This is a genomic window from Mesorhizobium sp. M8A.F.Ca.ET.218.01.1.1, from assembly GCF_004791165.1.
Taxonomy (GTDB): Bacteria; Pseudomonadota; Alphaproteobacteria; order Rhizobiales; family Rhizobiaceae; genus Mesorhizobium.
The window spans coordinates 1-349 of the sequence record NZ_SRUZ01000097.1; the positions used below are offsets into that span (position 1 = coordinate 1).

A 349-nucleotide genomic window follows, 5' to 3' on the forward strand; every position below is an offset into this window, starting at 1 on the left:
CCAGGAATGACTGTCCGACAAGCTGTGGCGGCTGGCGGCGGCTATAAGATAGGTCGCGGTGAGGTTGGAAACCCTGAACTGACAGTGGCGGACCTTAGCGGCCGCCTTGACGTTCTGCGCATCCAGTATCAGGAAAGCGAAATCAAAGCTGCTCGGATAGAGGCGCAGCTGAGCGGCGCCAGAGCGATTGAGGTTTCGGACGCACAACGTTACCCGAGCCTCGAACCTCGTCGCGACGAAGCTCTGCAGCAGGAGCAAAAGCACCTTGAAGCTCTCTATGCGGATCAGGAGAAGGAGCGCGCTTCAATCAAGTTGGCCACGGCCAAGGCTGCGGAACGGATGAGCTACC

General features: G+C 59.0%; 1 protein-coding gene. It reads left to right on the forward strand.

Annotated elements, in window-relative coordinates:
- Positions 1-84 precede the first annotated feature (84 nt).
- Positions 85-349: hypothetical protein (locus EN861_RS34550; protein ID WP_135928226.1), on the forward strand; the 265-nt coding region annotated here is incomplete at its 3' end.